Genomic DNA, 14,681 nt, shown 5'->3' on the forward strand with positions numbered 1-14,681 from the left:
ATGTCCGGAGCCCGGACGGTGCTGCTCCGGATCACGTCGGTGTGGGCAGACGGCGTCGCCGCGCCGAAGGTCACCGACTTCGCCGGGTGAGCAGATGCGGCGGACGCCTCCGAACTGCGGGCTGGGCGGGGGCGTCTCCCCGGCTGTGCTCTCCCTGGTGCAGGCCCAACTGGTGCAGGCCGGGAGCCTGGCAGCGGTCACCGAGGCGGTGGAGGGGTTCGGTGGGTTCGCCGGCAATACGAGCAGATCGAGAAGGTCTCCGTGCATCACGGCAACTTCTGGGAGGTACTGCTGTGCGAGCAGCTCGGGCGGGACCGGTGGACGTCGCGGTGGTCGCTCGGAGGAGTACGCGGCCGGTCCGAGCGGCTGCTCGCGTGGGAGAACGTGCAGGGCAGGCTCGCCGACTACCTGGAGGAAATCGGGCTGTGCGAGGGGGCGAGACCAGCGGCTTCGAGTCGCGTCCTTCCGCCGGCAGTTGGAGGACGAACTGCGGTCCGCCGCCGAGGCGGCGGATGCCGGGCTCCCGACAACGAGGGCACACTCTTCTGCTCGAACAGCTCTCCGTCCGTGTCGAGCCGGGCGCGGCTGTGCGCCGGCCGCCGGCTCGCATCGCGGCACAGAGGTGACCGAAATCACGTTACCCTACGTGGCAGTTGGTCTCTGCCTGTAGTTTTGTCGTCTTTGTTAGTGATGCGCGGAGCCCGTTACCGAAGGCATGATCTTCTTGCCGAAACGTTCAGCCTAGGGGGATATAGGTGGAGATTCGTCACCTGGTGACGTTCCAGAAGGTCGCTACGCTGCTGAGCTTCACACGCGCTGCGGAGGAACTCAGTTATGCGCAGTCGAGTGTGACGACGCAGATCCGCGCGTTGGAGACCTCGTTAGGGGTGGAGCTCTTCGACCGGCTCGGCGGGAGGATCCGGCTGACACCCGCCGGTGAGAAGCTGCTGGAGTACGCCGAACAGATCCTGGCGCTGACCGAGGCGGCACGTGCGGACGTCGCCGGCGGGGACGGTCCGTCGGGGAACCTGGTGGTCGGCACGATGGAGAGCATCACCTCGTACCGCATGCCTCCGCTGCTGGAGTTCTTCCACCACCGCTTTCCGAAGGTGCAGCTGTCGCTCCGGCCGAGCCTGTGCGCCGAGACCTGCCACGCGCTGCGCCAGGGCACCTTCGACATCGGCTTCCTGATGGAGCAGGAGACCCGGCACCAGGGCCTGGAGACCGTGGTGCTGGCCGAGGAGCCGCTGGTGCTCGTCGCCGCCCCCGGGCACGCGCTGGCGGGGCGGGAGGACCTGTCGCTCGACGATCTGCGGGCGGCGTCGATCCTGGCGACCGAGGCGGGCTGCGCGTACCGCGATCTGTTCGAGGTGGAGCTGCGGGGCGCGGAGACGATGCCGTTCCTGGAGTTCGGCACCATCGAGGCGATCAAGCGGGGTGTGATGTCCGGGCTGGGGATCTCGTTGCTGCCCGAGGTGACCGTGGCCGCGGAACTGGAGAAGGGCGAGCTGGCAACGCTGTCCTGGGACACCCCGTTCTCCGTGCACACGCAGCTGGCCTGGCGCAGCGGCAGACGGCTGTCGCGGGAGCTGAAGCTGTTCATCGACCAGGCGGTGCGCCTCATGCGGGACGAGACGCCGCTGGCGGAGTCGTGCTGACGCACACCCCGTCACCTGGCCTCATACGGTCGCCGGTTCGGGGGCGAAGACGGAGATCCGGTCGCTGACGTCGTCAGGTGTCCGGCGCCTGGGCGGTTGAGCGTCTCCCGGTGTGCCGATGTACAGCCAGCCCAGCAGGCGTTCGTCCGGCCGCAGGCCCAGCAGACGGCGGGCGCCCGGGGACTCGGTGAAGGGGCCGGTGCGCCAGATGCTGCCGAAGCCTCGGCCGTGCAGCAGGAGCATCAGGGATCCGGTCATCGCGCTGGTGGCGGCCAGTTGCTCCCACTCGGGCACCCGGTGACCGACGGCCGGGGTGAACACCAGCGTGGCCAGCAGCGGCGCACGGCGCGTCTTGGCCTCGGTCCGGTCCCGTTCCGCGTCGGGCGCCGAGCCGTCGTCGGCGAAGCAGCGGCCCAGGGCGGTACGTCCTTCACCGCGCACCAGGATCCACCGCCACGGCCGGATCCTGCCGTGGTCCGGGGCGGTGGCGGCGGCCCGGAGCAGATAGGCGAACTCCTCGTCGTTCGGAGCCGGTTCGACCAGCCGGTGCCCGCTGCGACGGCTGAGTACGGCGGTCATGACGTCCATGGGGGTTCCCCTCGTAGGCGCGTACGAAGTGGGGGCGGGGTGCCGGGACACCCCGCCCCCAGTCGGCGGATCAGCGACGGCCAGTGGCGGATCAGTAGTGGACGCGGCGGCTGCCGTCGGTCTGCCGGTAGCGGATGGACCACTGGCTGCGGCGCACGTAGGTCCGCTGGAGCCAGCGGTCGGCACCGTCGTAGCGTGCGGTGAACGGGGTGCGGGCGTGCAGGCCCTTGCGGTTGTTGATCAGGAGGGCCTCGCCGGGCCGGAGGAAGACCTGGTGTGCGGACTCCCGGCAGGCGGCCTGGAGGCGGTCCAGCGCGGCCTCGGCGGCCGTGGTCATGGCGCGTACGCCGTTGGCGGAGGAGGAGATCTCCGGGAACTGTTCGGGTCCGCTGATCATGGCGACCGGGTCGGAGAGAACCTCGCCGCCGCCGGCCACGTCGCGGATGTAGCTGCCGGGGGCGTTGAGCCGGAACAGCGGGCTGCGCAGCAGCTCCAGGGTGCGGGAGTCGAGGGCGCGGACGATGTCCCGGGCGTCCGCGTAGTGGGTCGCGGCGACGCCCTCGTGGTCGGCGCGCAGGCAGCTGAGAACGAGGAAGTCGGGGTTGCTGACGTCGTAGCGGCCGATGGCGTCGTGGACGATGTCGTTGTGGAAGTTGAGGAAGACGGTCGAGCCCTGGTTGGTCTGGGTCATCGCGCCGCCCTCGACCGGGATGACGTCGTGGACGAGCTGCCCCCGCTTCTCCGTGAGGAAGCCGACCGGCTCGCCCAGCAGGCCGGACAGGCCGAGCAGGACGCCCTCGGCCACGAAGGTCTCCTTGCCGGTGGCCGGGCCGCCGTCCGCCGGGGTGGCGGGCAGCCGGGCGTCGACGGGGAGGTTGCGGACGTAGCCGACACCGGGGGAGTCGTTGTGGCGGCCGAAGTCGAGGATCTGCTGCAGCAGTTCGAGCGGCAGGGTGGCGAAGATCTGGTGGTAGCGCGCCATGGCGCGGTCGGTGTCCAGGGTCGGATCGGGCTCGGCGGCCAGGTCTCGTCCGATGGCGTCCCGGACGGCGTCGGGCAGTTCGATCAGGCCGAGGGTCTGCGGGGCGCGGGTGCCGGTCTCGACGGTGGTCGCGGTCATGGTGGTAAATCCCCTTCTGGCAGTTGGCTTCTGGCAGTTGGCTGCTGGCGGTCGGCTGCGCGGGCGGGTGGCCTACAGGGCGCGGAGTCCGGTGGTGCTCTCGGGCAGGCCGTCGTGGAGTTTCTGCGCGAGCTGCCGGGCCTCTTCAGGGTCGGCGGCGATGTGGGTGGTGGCCCGGCTGCCGATGATCTCGGTGACCGGGATGCCCAGGACCCGGGCCTCGGGCAGGTCGTGCACGCGCTGGAAGCGGTCGATGTCGAGGTAGCCGCCGACGACCACGAGGTGCGGTCCGTCCTCCAGGCGTACGGTGTCGATGCCCTCGGTGTGGAAGACGCTGTGCGCCAGGTCGGCCTGGGCCGCGGTGGCGTAGCCGAGGACCTTGGACCTGGTGTTGGCCACGACGCCGGCGGTCGGCCCACCCTCGTTGCTGATGACCGTGCCGGAGGTGAAGGGGGCCCGGTTGTGGCGGCAGACCAGGGTGATGCCGTGCTGCCGGGCGGTCCGTACCGACCTGCGGTGCAGAACCTTGGCGCCGTACAGGGACATCAGCGCGGCGGTGTCGTAGGTGACCTCGGGCAGCAGACGGGCTCCGGCGACCACGTTCGGGTCGGCGCTGTAGATGCCGTCGACGTCGGAGTGGATCTCGACGCGGTCGGCGCCGAGTGCGGCGGCGACCAGGACGGCGGAGAGGTCGGAGCTGTTCTTGCCGAGCCAGGTGGGGCGGCCGTGCCGGTCCGCCGCCTGGCCGCCGGGCACGATGACGACCTGGTGCTCGTCCAGGGCCCGCCGCAGCGGTCCGTCGTCCAGCCGCGCCACCTTGGCCCACATGAACGTGTCGTCGGTGACGAGGCCCTGCTGGTGACCGGCGAGCACGGTGGCGGTGAGGCCGGTGCGGTGCAAGGCGGTGGCCAGGAGGTGGGCGCTGACGGTGTCGGCGAGGGTCAGGAGTCCGGCTCCGGTGGCGTCCTCCGGCTGGGGGTTGACCTCGTGCAGCAGGCCGCGCAGCTTCTCGGTCTCGCCGGGCATGGCGCTGACGACGACGGCCAGCGGCCGCTGCTCCTGCTCGGCCCGCCGGCTCAGGGCGGCGGCGAGGTCGGCGTAGGCCGTGGCGGCGGGGAAGGTGGAGCCTCCGAACTTCAGGACGGCGGGTGTGCTCACAGCGCACCTCGCAGGGTGAGCGCCTCGGCGATCTGCAGGGCGTTGAGGGCGGCGCCGATGCGGACGTTGTCGGCGACGAGCCACAACCAGAAGCCGCGCGGGTTGTGGGCGGAGACGCGGACGCGGCCCACGTGGACCCGGTTCGGGTCGCCGGCGGTGCGCGGGGTGGGGAATGCGCCCGGGGTCTCCAGGTCGTGGACGGTCACCTCGTCCTGCTCCGCCAGGAGCCGGACCAGTTCGGCCCGGTCGACCGGGTTGTGGCACTCGATCCAGGCGGCCTCGGAATGGCTGTTGGCCACCGGGACGCGCACGCAGGTGGTGGTGACGTCGAGGTGCGGCAGCCCGAGGATCTTGCGGGATTCCTGGAGCATCTTCTGCTCCTCGAAGGTGAAGCCGTCGTCCAGGAGGCGGTCGATGCTCGGGATGACGTCGAAGGCGAGGGACGGGCTGAAGGTTCCGGTGACGCCGGCGCTGTCGGGGTCGTCGAGGACGGAGCGGGCGCCGGCGCGCAGTTCCTCGATGCCGGAGTAGCCGGCGCCGGACGCCGCCTGGTAGGTGCTGACCACGGCCTGCCGTATGCCCCAGCGCTCCTGGACGGGCGCCAGCAGCCGTACCAGCGGGATGGTGGAGCAGTTCGGGTTGGCGATGATGCCGCTCGCGGGGCGTTCGTCGAGTTCGTGGGCGTTGACCTGGGGGACGACCAGCGGGGTGTCGGGGTCCATCCGGAAGGCGCTGGTGTTGTCGATGACGAGGGCACCCTGGGCGACGGCCTTGGGCACGAACGTCGTGCTCACGCGGGCGCCGGCGGAGAAGAAGGCGACGTCGACGCCGGCGAAGTCGAAGCCGTCCAGGTCCTGTACGCGGTAGGGGTGGCCCTCGACGGCGACCTCCTGGCCGGCCGAGCGGGCGGAGGCGACGAGTTGAAGGTCGCGGTAGCGGAAACCGCGGTCCTCGATGAGCTTCAGGAGGGTGGTGCCGACGACTCCGGTGGCGCCGACCAGGGCTATGGAGGGTGCGGTGGGATCGGTGACGCGGGGCATGGGAGGGGGTCCTCTCGGGCGGGGTGCGCTTGCGGGGCGCGGACGGTGGGCGTTGGCGGTGCTCAGGCGGTGGTGCGCTTGCCGGATGCGGCGACCGGCTGTGCGGAGGCGGCCGGGGCAGCCGCAGCGGCGGCGGGGCGCAGGCGGGGGCGCCAGCCGAGGTTGATGCCCAGGGAGGCGGCCACGATGAGCGGGATGCCCAGCGCCTGGGTCCAGGTGACGTGGTGTCCGTAGACGGCCCAGTCGCAGACCATGGCGGCGGCCGGGTAGACGAAGGCCAGGACGGCGATCTTGGAGGTGGGCAGCTTCTGGTACGCGGAGTACATCAGCACGTACATGACGCCGGTGTGGATGAAGCCGAGGCCGGCGAGCCAGGCCCAGCCGCTGCCGAAGTGCGCGCTCTGGCCGAGCTGGGTGAAGGGCAGCAGCAGCGGGATGCCCAGCGTCACCTGGACCAGGGCGACCAGGTGGGGCCTCACCCCGGTCACGCGCTTGGTGATGATCGTGGACAGGCCGTAGAAGAGGGCGGCGAGCAGGGCGTAGCCGAGACCGGTCAGGTAGGCGGTGCCGCCTGAGAGGTCGGACGTCGAGATGCCCGCGACGAGGACGAGCCCGAGGAAGGCGACGAGCAGCCAGCCCGCCTTGTGCGCGGTGATGCGGTCCTTGAACAGCAGGGCCCCGAGCAGCACCACGAAGAACGGTTGTGTGTGGTAGACGACCGTGGCCACCGAGATGGACGTCTTGCCGTAGGCCTCGAACAGGAACGCCCAGTTGAAGACGATGAACACACCGCCGAGCGCGGCCAGGCCCAGCTTCTTCGGGGTGAAGCCGTGGTTCTTGAAGAAGCCGCGAACCAGGCAGTACAGGCCGAGGAAGAGGGTGCCGAACACGCACCGGAAGAAGACCACGTTGAACGGCGAGGCACCGGACTGGACGACGAAGACGCCGATGGTGCCGGACAGCAGCATGGCCGCCGTGAGTTCGACCGCGCCGCGCGTCTCCTGACGCGAAGGCGCTTCTGATGTGCTCATGTCATACTCCTGCTCTGGGGGGAAGGTCCGAGGGGAAGTCGGGGGGGGGAGAAATCCGAGCTGATGCAACGAAGCTACGAGCTCCGGCGGGGGCCGGTCCACGGGCTGTTGGGGAACGAAATCGATGCCCGCATCAAGGCTGTCGATGAGCCCACGTGACCAGGCGGAACGTCAGTTCAGCGGCAGCGGGTAGTGAAGCCCGCCGTCGGTCCACAGGGCATTCGCGCCGCGGCCGACGTCCAGGCCGGAGGACGGTCCGAGGTTGCGCTCGTAGACATCGCCGTAGGTGCCGACGGCATCTAGGATCCGGTGGGCCCACGTCTCGTCCAGGCCGAGCGCAGGTCCGTGCCGGCCGGCGAGGTCCGCGGCAGCCCGCGCCGATCCGCCCTCCCGTACGGCGTCCTCCGCGCCGACGAGGAACTGCAGCACCCACCGGCACACCCGGAACCAGGCCGGGTCGTCGTCCCGGACGGCGAGGGCCATGGGCTCACGGGAGATGGCGGTCTCCAGCACGACGTGGTCCGCCGGGCGGGGCAGCGTGGCCCGCGCGCCCGCGAGGGCGATGCGGTCCAGGACGTAGGCGGCGCACGTACCGTCCGCGTAACCGGCCAGCGCCTCGGCAGGGGTGGCGTAGGCGACGGGCTCGACCTCAAGGCCGCGCGCGCCGAACCAGGCCGCCAGGTTGCCCGCGGTCGTGGTGCCCGCCTGGGTGGCGAGCCGTTGGCCGGCGAGCTGTTCCGGGCCGGATATCCGGTCCGCCGTCCGGACGAGGAAGCCTTCCCCGTCGTAGCAGGTGACGCCGGCGAACAGGACGGGTTCACGGGCCTCGCGCCCGAGCGTCCACGACAGGTTGCAGGTGGTGAGGTCCGCCGCGCCCGAGGTGAGCCGGGTCAGCCGCTCCCCCGGGTCCGTCGGCAGCCACTCCACGGCACCGCCGTCGCCGAGCGCCGCCGCGGCCACCGCGCGGGCGACGTCCGTGTCGAGCCCGCTCCACCCGCCGTGTCCGTCCGGCAGGGACAGGCCCCGAATTCCCTGGCTGACCACCGCCCGTACGACGCCTCGCGCGCGCACGGCATCCAGCGTCGTGGCGGTCCTGTACACCATGGTCGTCACAGCATCCCCCTCACCGCCGCGCCGACCAGCTCCTCGCGGTCGAACCGGCGCTCGTTGTAGCCCAGCATGTCGATCAGCGAACGCGCGGTCACCTCGGCGGTGCCGTGGCCGCCCGAGGCGGCCACGGGCATCGCACCCGGATGGGACCAGCGCAGGGTGCCCCTCGGGTCGATGGCGGCCCGCGAGCGATTGGCGTTGTCCTGGTGCAGGCAGTACGGCACGTCCAGGTGCCCGTGGGCGAAGGCGCCCACCAGCGCCGATCCGACGTCGTCCCCGAAGCGCAGCGTCGACGTGATCAGCCGCAGCGCCTCCTCGTAGATGCCGGTCTGCTGAACCGGTCCCGCGCCCGGCGCCCGGCGCCGCTCGTCGGCCTCCACCGCGGCGGCGAACTCCAGGGCGTCCACGTTCTCCTCGATGGTCGGGATCCGGTACGCCTCCACCGCGGTCTTCACGATCAGCCGCTCGGTGCCGCTGCGCACCGCGAGGCGGACACTGTCCTCCAGCATCCGGTAGGCGCCCACCGGTGTTCTCGGGAAGACACCCATGTACGTGTAGAGCACCACGTGCCAGTCGACGTCGTCGCCCAGCCACTGCGCCGCCAGCCGGCGCAGCGCGGCCAGTGCCTCCAAGTCCTGCTGCGGACTGGTCTGTTGCGCATAGCTGACCGAGATGCTCCGCATGCCGTGCTCGCGGAAGAACATCCCCTCCAGCACGCTCAGCGCGATCAGCAGGCTCGGCGGGCACAGCTGACCGAGCATGCAGCCGCCGAAGCTCTCCAGGTGCATCGGCTCCGGCCGGTCCGCCAGGATCCGGCAGCACTCGGCCCAGGCCGCCGTGGCCTGCGGCAGCGGTACCCGGCTGTACGGCAGGCAGTACGACACCGGACCGCCCTCGGTGGCGTCCGCGCCGACGCGGGCCAGCGTGCCGAACAGGTCCCGCGGCAGGGCGGAACCGTGCCGGAACTGGACGGGGAAGTCGTCGTCGGCCACGCCTGCCAGCAGCCGCCGGGTCTCCTCCTCGCCATGGGCCACGACCGGATATCCGTTGAGGTCGTCCCCCCGTTCCAGCGCCCGTCGGGCGGAGGCGTGGTCGTTGACCCGGGTGTAGCTGTCGACGGTGACCGTCCCGACGGACGCAGCGCGCACGGCCCGTACGGCCTCAAGACCCCGGCGCATCGTCGCCGTGTCGGCGAACCCCATGCGCGGCTGCACCACCAGCCGCCCCTCCTCGCGGCTGCGCCTGACAAAGCGGGAGAAACGGCCGAAGGCCGGGGCGACGGCCGGAACGCCGGCCGGCTGCACGGCCTTCATGCCAAACCCCCCTGTCCCGCCATCGCGAGTTCACGTGCGGGACGTTCTTCCAACGTACCGAGAAAGGCGTCAAATTCGGCCATCCCGGCCTCCGCCTCGAATGCGGCGTCGAATCCAGCGGCCACGAGTTCGGCACCGAACCGTGCGTTCTCGGATCCGCGGATACCGAGTTTTCCACCGATGACCACGCGCAGACCGGCCAGTTCGGGATCGCTGCGGATCTGCTCGATGAGCCGGAGCCCGTCGAGGTGACCGTGGCCGTTGACAGTGCTCACGACCAGGACGTCGGGGCGGCGTTCACGGCACTCGGCGAGGATCACATCGTCCGGTACGCACGCACCGAGGTTGGTCACCTCCCCTCCTCGTTCCTCCAGCAACAACTGCAGGAAAACGAGGTTCCACATATGCGCGTCCGACGACACGCTGGTGACGACGAAACGGCTGGAAAGCGCCGGGGATATCTCGTCCATTACTCCCGTCCACAGGTCGGAGAAACTTCAAAGAAGCTGACGCCCAGAAAGCTACGAGGTCAGGCGACGCCAGGTCCACGACCTGCTGAGGAACGAAATCGATGCCCGCATCAAGGCTGTCGATACGCGGGGGGAAAAGGGGGAACGCACACCGGACCCGGGCGGACCCGGGTGGATCCGGGCGGACATGGGCGGACCGGGCGGACATGGGCGTGCCAGGGGCCGGGCGCGCGCCGGGTGGTGGCGCGGGACCACGGGGAGCAAGGCGCTGCCGGACACGGCCGGCTTGTTCGCCGAGCTCTCCCCCACAGGACGAGAGCCGGGGCCGACCGGTCCGAACTGGCATCATCCACGCGCGCTTCGCGGTCTCACCGGGAGAACGCGTAGGTCCGGACGGGGTCGAGGTGCAGTTCGTAGGGCCCGAAGCAGTCGGCCGCGAGGGTCGCGAGGGGAGCGCCGCAGGGGCAGGCGCGGTTGAGCCCCTCGCCGCCTCTCGGTCCGCAGCACCCGTTGCTGTTCTCCCCATGGGGCAGGGGCCGGATATCGGCGGCGTCGTCGGGATGCACCAGCACTGTGTGTCGCGTACCGGCCGAGATGACGAAGCCTTGTGCGCGGCAGACCACAGGTCCGCGGGACTGAGCCGGCTTCGGGTCCTCTTGATCGTCCTGCACGACGTAGGGAGGTCCCCAGGGCTCGGGATCGATCACGTAGTGGCCCCGTGGGACGGTGGAAGGCGCCCGGCGTGTCTCCTTGTCCCGGTCTCGGTCGTCGTCGGAGACGTCAGGGACGGCGGCCAGCTCTGCCAGCTCCGGCGTGATCGCGGCGCCGCACTTGGAACAGAGGAAGACGGTCATCCCCTCGTTGTAGCGCTCAGGACTGCTGCCTCGCATCCTCGTTCCGCTGCTCGGGGTCCCTCGCCGAGCCACCCCTGTTCCTTGGCCTCCTGGAGCCGGCTGAGCAGGCTGAGGTGCCGAAGTCGCGTGCGCAGACGCCAGGGGTGGCCTTCCGCAGCTCGGCGTGGGCGAGGAGACGAGGGTCACAGGTAGTCGATGAAGCGCTGCATATCCCGCTGGCCGGACACCGTGCGCCGTCGGCGTGGCCGGGTCGCCCGGGCGGCCTGGCGGGCCTGCCCGGGCGCAAAGACCGTCAACGCTGCGGCCGTCCCGCCTCGTTCGCACCGCTGCAGGCCGCCTGGGTGCTGGACCTGTACCGCCCAGGGTGGCGCTGTGGTGGAAGCGGGTCAGAGGCTGCGGGCGGCGATGTCGCCGTTGGAGGTGGTGGCACGGATGTCGAGATCGGCGCTGCCGTCGTTCTTCAGGGCGTTGCTGATGCGGCCGTGGCCGGTGTCGGCGTCCAGGGAGGCCGAGACGCCGGCGGCCGCGCCGACCGTGATGTCGCCGGACTGCGTGCTGAGCACGACCGTGCCGCCCATGGCCTCGGTGATCCGGATGTCGCCCCTCGCGGTGCTGATCTCCGCGGGGCCGCCCAGCCGGCCGATCTCGACGTCGCCGTCGACCGCGATGAGGCGCACGCTCGCGGCCTCGTCGATCTCGATCTGACGGTACGCGCCTTCGAAGGCGACGTCGCCGAGGCGGCCGGCGGTCCGGAGTTCGGCGCCGGCGGTCCTGGCCTCGATGCGGGAACCGGCGGGCAGCTGGACGGTGACCTCGACAGAGCCGGAGGGGCCGAAAAGCTGGTTCCTGGGCTCGCAGGTGCGGATCCGCAGGACGCCGTCGGCGCAGTCGACGGTGGTCTGCTCGGCGGCCTGGACGTCGCGCCTCTTGGAGGGGTCGGCGGGCAGGACCTCGACGGTGGTGTCGGCGCGGTCCGAGGCGATGAACCGGACGCGTCCGGCGGGGATCTCCAGGACGGCGGAGACCGGGGCGGGGGTGTCGAACTTCTGCATCGTGCACTCCTTGGCTCGTCGTTTCCGATGACAGAAACGCTACGTTGCATTCACGAATCCAGCAACAGAATCATTGCGCTCAATTCCCAAAGTTGCAGGCAGATGACATGAAATCGTTGCAACGGGTCGAAGGTTAACGCAACTCTCCTCACCCCCCATTCGTTGCAATGATCTGAAGGTGAACACTATGAAGGGGCGTCAGCAGAGCACGGCGGGCCACTGCGTGACCGAACCCTCGCCCGATCCGCGTCGTGCACGATGCGAGCCTCAGCCCCTTCAGCCCCGTCCCCGCCCGGCACGATACGGACGTCGCCGCCCCGGCCCAGGAGCACGACGACCCGCTCCGCGACGTCCTGAGCCGACGTCACCAAGGCTCGCGCACGACCGCGTCGAGGTTGCCGAGCAGCTGCTCGCGCTCGCCGCCGCCCAGTTCGTCGGCGGGGCAGGAGCTGCCCAAGGGGCGGCCGATAGGCCGAGGTCAGCGAGAACGGCGAAGGCTTCCGCGCAGCTCCTCGAACGCCGCCCGGGTCTCCGCGTCGAGCGAGGCCATCGGTCCCCTGCGGTGGGCCTGCGGCGCACCCCGGGCAGCCACGTCCGCTCCACCGACACGCCGTTGGCCCCGCCCGCCACGAGCGGCAGCCGTACGACCACGTCATCACCCAGCCGGTACACGGCGATGCGTCTGCCCTGTGCTCATGGCACGCCATCCGACCGCCGGGCGGGCGGGTCTGCTGATCCGGCTTCGGAGTTGAGCACCGACCTCACAAAGCGATGGGCCGATACGCCAGGGCCTGATCGACCACTTCATCAGCAGAGAGCTCCCGCTCCGGCGGCCAGAAGATCAAATCGCTGACCCGACCGGACGGGCATGCCAGGGCTCTGTCGAGCCTGTCCAGCCAGCCGTCCACCTCGTCGTCCGAGGTGTAGTCCGCTTGCATGATCCGCCGCACGAGCGCGACCGCCTCCGCGCGACTCATCTCCACAGCACTCATCGAGTCCCCCCATCGCGTCACCCCAGCGGGACGCCTGATCGCCCGGACAGCTCCTGGCGGAGGCAATCCTTACGGCGGCGAAGCGGTCCTGGAAGCAGTCCTGAGGATGTGGCTCACCAGTCGGCGTGTGCCGTGATCCATGAGACCAGGGCGTCCTCGTCGCCGACGGGCGGCAGGTCGGGTCCGCTGCCGAGCGGGCTGCAGGACAGCCGCAGGTGGGTGAGGTAGCCGTAGGGGCCGTTGTCCTCCGCCGGCCCGAGGATCAGGGCGTGTGTGGCGGTGCGCCAGATGCGGTGGGTCAGCGCCGGACCGGCGGCCACTGCCGCGGACACGAACGTCCGCTCCGGGGCCGTGCCCAGGTGCTCGGTCACCGCCCGTGCCGCCTGCGCGAGCACGGCCTCGCAGTCCTGGTCGGTGGACGGTCTGCGGCACGTCCAGCCGGGCAGTTCCTGCCAGCCCTCGACATAGCCGTTGAGCCACTCCTCGTTCCGCATGTCCTCGTCGTGGGGGTCGACGGGATAGATCTCGCCGAAGACGAGGAAGGCGCGTGCGTCCGGCTCTCCGAACGGGCTTTCGTACTCACTGCACAGCACGTGTCCGTGCCCGGTGCGGAAGGAGTCGCAGACCAAGTGCTCCCATTCCCACCCGCGCCGCCGTAGTTCCTCCTCGACGGCGTCGACGTCCTCGGGCACGGGGGACACGTCCGGCAGCGCGAGGAGCTCCGCGACGGCTTCGGTGGTCAACGGGCGCTGGACGAGGGCATGTACGGGTGTCGGCATGCGGATCATCGTAGAAGTCGGCATGTCGCGGGCGGCGAGCAGCTGGAGGCGTTCGCCGCCCGGCACCGCGAGCGCTCGGAGGAGATGCTGCGCGGGTACGGGCTGGGAAGAGCGCCCGCCGACTCGGAACAGCGACGGGCTTGGGGTCAAGGGGGCCGGTGCCGGGTGTGGCCGGGCGTCGACGAAGCCGAGTGCTCGCGAGCGGCGTGGTAGCTCCAGTAGCGACAACACCGGCCGAAGTGCCACCGCAGACACGGACAACCTCTCACGACAGCGACCGGAACTACGGCGAAAGCCGCTTGTCCGCTCTCGCCCACCGTGGAAACATGGCCGCGCCCTGCGCATGTGCAGGCCCATCACGGTGAGGAACGACAGCCAATGATCTCGGCGTCCACCAGCGGCCGCCGTCGGCACTGAGCAGACCGCTCCCCAGCGGTCAGCGGCCTCAACCTGCCACGCCCGTCCCGAACGGCGGCCCCACGATGCGGTGCCAGGCGCACCGCCACTCTCCCCTGCCCGAACTCACCCCGGGCTCACCTGAGACTTCGTGAGGTCACCACCCACCATGGACAGCCAAGTCCAGAGCTTTGCCGTCGCCAACCTCCGCCGCCGCCCCGTAGCTGTCGAGACCGGCGGCTTCGTCGCGGGCTTCAACCCCGACACCGACAGCCCGTACCTGAACTACGCCACCCCGCTGCCCGGTGCCGAGCCAACCGAGCGCGACGTGGCGGCCCTGATCAGCGTCTTCCGGGAACGTGGCCTGCTGCCGCGGCTGGAGTTCGCACCAGAGGCCGCACCCGGCGTGGCGCCGGCGCTTCGGGCGGCGGGCTTCGGCACCGAGGCGGTGCACGAATACCTCGTCTGCACCCCGAGCACACTGACGCCCCCTCACTCCGCTGACGCACCGCGCGTGGAGACCCCGGCCACCGACGAGGAGTACGCCGCGCTCGACGCCGCGCTCGCGGAGGCATTCGGCGGAGTCTTCGCCTCCTCCGCGCAGGGTGCCGCCCGGCTGCGGCGCACCCAGCAAGGCGGCGGGGCGGTGCGCTTCGTCCGCGATCCGCAAGGCGGCTGCGCCGGTGGAGCGTCCTGCTCTCCGCCGGCCGAGGACACCGCCGAACTGTCCGGCGTCGGAACCCGCCCAGCCCACCGCGGCCGCGGTATCGCCGCCGCGGTGACCGCCGCGCTGACCGGAGCGATGTTCGCCCAAGGAACCGGATCGGTGTGGTTGGAGTACTCGGGCGAGGGCTCCCGCCGCGTCTACGAACGCGTCGGCTACCGGCCGCAGGGCACCCGTCTCTACCTCTCGATGCCCCCGAAGCAGCGGCCCTGACCGCACAGACCCGCTCGGGGCGGCAGCCACACACCGCCGCCTCGGGCCCCGACATCTCATCGCCGACGACGTCGACTTCACCCCGCTGCGCGAGCAGGACCTGACCCCCGCAGGCCTCGGCCAGGCCGCCTGAACCGTGAGGTGAACCAGCTGGTGACGCCCTTCACAGGAGCGGGCCGGTGT

Annotated in this window: 14 protein-coding genes; 2 read left to right on the forward strand and 12 right to left on the reverse strand. The window is 70.8% G+C overall.

Features of this window, described 5'->3' with window-relative positions:
- Positions 1 to 755 precede the first annotated feature (755 nt).
- Complete coding sequence (locus tag ACFC8N_RS43855; protein WP_362823703.1) at positions 756 to 1,658, forward strand: LysR family transcriptional regulator; 903 nt, start codon at positions 756 to 758, stop codon at positions 1,656 to 1,658.
- A gap of 21 nt (positions 1,659 to 1,679) precedes the next feature.
- Here the strand turns inward: ACFC8N_RS43855 and ACFC8N_RS43860 are convergent, their stop codons facing one another.
- The 12 genes from ACFC8N_RS43860 to ACFC8N_RS43915 all read right to left on the reverse strand — a co-directional run bounded on the left by ACFC8N_RS43860 (position 1,680) and on the right by ACFC8N_RS43915 (position 13,165).
- The gene (locus ACFC8N_RS43860) at positions 1,680 to 2,246 is read right to left on the reverse strand and encodes a nitroreductase (protein ID WP_356034900.1); all 567 of its coding nucleotides are present in this window, start codon (positions 2,244 to 2,246) and stop codon (positions 1,680 to 1,682) included.
- A gap of 91 nt (positions 2,247 to 2,337) precedes the next feature.
- Entirely contained in the window at positions 2,338 to 3,366 is a 1,029-nt protein-coding gene (locus ACFC8N_RS43865; RefSeq protein ID WP_356034898.1) for a TauD/TfdA family dioxygenase, read from the reverse strand.
- A 72-nt stretch (positions 3,367 to 3,438) separates the two neighbouring features.
- Positions 3,439 to 4,524: an aspartate kinase gene (locus ACFC8N_RS43870; RefSeq protein WP_362823705.1), complete on the reverse strand. Its 1,086-nt coding sequence runs from the start codon at positions 4,522 to 4,524 to the stop codon at positions 3,439 to 3,441.
- A complete protein-coding gene (locus ACFC8N_RS43875; RefSeq protein ID WP_362823706.1) occupies positions 4,521 to 5,564 on the reverse strand; it encodes an aspartate-semialdehyde dehydrogenase in 1,044 nt (347 codons plus the stop codon). The genes ACFC8N_RS43870 and ACFC8N_RS43875 overlap by 4 nt, the downstream gene beginning before the upstream one ends.
- Before the next feature lie 62 nt (positions 5,565 to 5,626).
- Positions 5,627 to 6,595, reverse strand: coding sequence for a DMT family transporter (locus ACFC8N_RS43880; RefSeq protein ID WP_376295292.1), 969 nt, complete (start codon positions 6,593 to 6,595; stop codon positions 5,627 to 5,629).
- 171 nt (positions 6,596 to 6,766) lie between these two features.
- A complete protein-coding gene (locus ACFC8N_RS43885) occupies positions 6,767 to 7,699 on the reverse strand; it encodes a transporter substrate-binding domain-containing protein (RefSeq protein WP_376295293.1) in 933 nt (310 codons plus the stop codon).
- A 5-nt stretch (positions 7,700 to 7,704) separates the two neighbouring features.
- Positions 7,705 to 9,018 (reverse strand): methylaspartate mutase, encoded by a 1,314-nt coding sequence (locus ACFC8N_RS43890; protein ID WP_376295295.1) that lies wholly within the window; start codon positions 9,016 to 9,018, stop codon positions 7,705 to 7,707.
- Positions 9,015 to 9,488, reverse strand: coding sequence for a cobalamin-dependent protein (locus ACFC8N_RS43895; protein WP_356034885.1), 474 nt, complete (start codon positions 9,486 to 9,488; stop codon positions 9,015 to 9,017). Before ACFC8N_RS43895 ends, ACFC8N_RS43890 begins: the two co-directional genes overlap by 4 nt.
- A gap of 368 nt (positions 9,489 to 9,856) precedes the next feature.
- On the reverse strand, positions 9,857 to 10,342 hold the full coding sequence (locus ACFC8N_RS43900; RefSeq protein ID WP_376295296.1) for a hypothetical protein: 486 nt from the start codon (positions 10,340 to 10,342) through the stop codon (positions 9,857 to 9,859).
- A 386-nt stretch (positions 10,343 to 10,728) separates the two neighbouring features.
- Positions 10,729 to 11,394, reverse strand: a complete 666-nt coding sequence (locus ACFC8N_RS43905; protein WP_376295298.1) for a DUF4097 family beta strand repeat-containing protein — start codon at positions 11,392 to 11,394, stop codon at positions 10,729 to 10,731.
- 761 nt (positions 11,395 to 12,155) lie between these two features.
- Positions 12,156 to 12,386, reverse strand: coding sequence for an e9imm peptide (locus ACFC8N_RS43910; protein WP_356038832.1), 231 nt, complete (start codon positions 12,384 to 12,386; stop codon positions 12,156 to 12,158).
- A gap of 113 nt (positions 12,387 to 12,499) precedes the next feature.
- Entirely contained in the window at positions 12,500 to 13,165 is a 666-nt protein-coding gene (locus ACFC8N_RS43915; protein WP_376295300.1) for a hypothetical protein, read from the reverse strand.
- A 565-nt stretch (positions 13,166 to 13,730) separates the two neighbouring features.
- On the opposite strand from ACFC8N_RS43915, the gene ACFC8N_RS43920 reads away from it, so the two are divergent.
- Positions 13,731 to 14,498, forward strand: coding sequence for a GNAT family N-acetyltransferase (locus ACFC8N_RS43920; RefSeq protein ID WP_376295301.1), 768 nt, complete (start codon positions 13,731 to 13,733; stop codon positions 14,496 to 14,498).
- Positions 14,499 to 14,681: the final 183 nt, after the last annotated feature.

The sequence above is a fragment of the Streptomyces sp. NPDC055966 genome (genome assembly GCF_042269865.1).
Lineage (GTDB): Bacteria > Actinomycetota > Actinomycetes > Streptomycetales > Streptomycetaceae > Streptomyces.

Excerpts from the sequence above, each read along its gene's own strand:
- ACFC8N_RS43860 (WP_356034900.1), bottom strand. The coding sequence starts at position 2,246 with ATGGACGTCATGACCGCCGTACTCAGCCGTCGCAGCGGGCACCGGCTG.
- ACFC8N_RS43865 (WP_356034898.1), bottom strand. The coding sequence starts at position 3,366 with ATGACCGCGACCACCGTCGAGACCGGCACCCGCGCCCCGCAGACCCTC.
- ACFC8N_RS43875 (WP_362823706.1), bottom strand. The coding sequence starts at position 5,564 with ATGCCCCGCGTCACCGATCCCACCGCACCCTCCATAGCCCTGGTCGGC.
- ACFC8N_RS43880 (WP_376295292.1), bottom strand. The coding sequence starts at position 6,595 with ATGAGCACATCAGAAGCGCCTTCGCGTCAGGAGACGCGCGGCGCGGTC.
- ACFC8N_RS43885 (WP_376295293.1), bottom strand. The coding sequence starts at position 7,699 with ATGGTGTACAGGACCGCCACGACGCTGGATGCCGTGCGCGCGCGAGGC.
- ACFC8N_RS43890 (WP_376295295.1), bottom strand. The coding sequence starts at position 9,018 with ATGAAGGCCGTGCAGCCGGCCGGCGTTCCGGCCGTCGCCCCGGCCTTC.
- ACFC8N_RS43895 (WP_356034885.1), bottom strand. The coding sequence starts at position 9,488 with ATGGACGAGATATCCCCGGCGCTTTCCAGCCGTTTCGTCGTCACCAGC.
- ACFC8N_RS43900 (WP_376295296.1), bottom strand. The coding sequence starts at position 10,342 with ATGACCGTCTTCCTCTGTTCCAAGTGCGGCGCCGCGATCACGCCGGAG.
- ACFC8N_RS43905 (WP_376295298.1), bottom strand. The coding sequence starts at position 11,394 with ATGCAGAAGTTCGACACCCCCGCCCCGGTCTCCGCCGTCCTGGAGATC.
- ACFC8N_RS43910 (WP_356038832.1), bottom strand. The coding sequence starts at position 12,386 with ATGAGTGCTGTGGAGATGAGTCGCGCGGAGGCGGTCGCGCTCGTGCGG.
- ACFC8N_RS43915 (WP_376295300.1), bottom strand. The coding sequence starts at position 13,165 with ATGCCGACACCCGTACATGCCCTCGTCCAGCGCCCGTTGACCACCGAA.
- ACFC8N_RS43920 (WP_376295301.1), top strand. The coding sequence starts at position 13,731 with ATGGACAGCCAAGTCCAGAGCTTTGCCGTCGCCAACCTCCGCCGCCGC.